Here is a 258-nt window from a genome sequence, read left to right as displayed (position 1 = left end):
GTGCCAGGGCCTCGATCACGTGGCTGATCAGCGGGCCGGAGGCGTTGAGCCGCTTGTTGTAGGCGGACTGCTGGGGCAGGTAGCGGAAGAGGTGTCCCAGGCGGGCGTGTGCGAAGCGGATCCACTGGCGGGCCGAGGGGAAGCCCAGCAGGACCTGGGCGACCGCCAGGCACAGCAGTTCGGCGTCCGTGAGTTTCGGAGGTCGCCCGATCCGGCGACAAGGGGCCACATGGTCGTCGATGAACACGTACAGTGCCG

1 pseudogene is annotated in these 258 nt (G+C 68.2%); it reads right to left on the bottom strand.

From position 1 onward, the window contains the following. A pseudogene (locus VT50_RS10070) lies at positions 1–258 on the bottom strand (IS982 family transposase); the annotation flags it as partial.

Origin of the sequence: Streptomyces antioxidans, from assembly GCF_000968685.2 — a bacterium.
GTDB classification, from domain to species: Bacteria; Actinomycetota; Actinomycetes; order Streptomycetales; family Streptomycetaceae; genus Streptomyces; species Streptomyces antioxidans.
The sequence above is the reverse complement of the archived record's forward strand: the minus strand, read 5'-3'. Positions and strand labels throughout refer to the sequence as shown.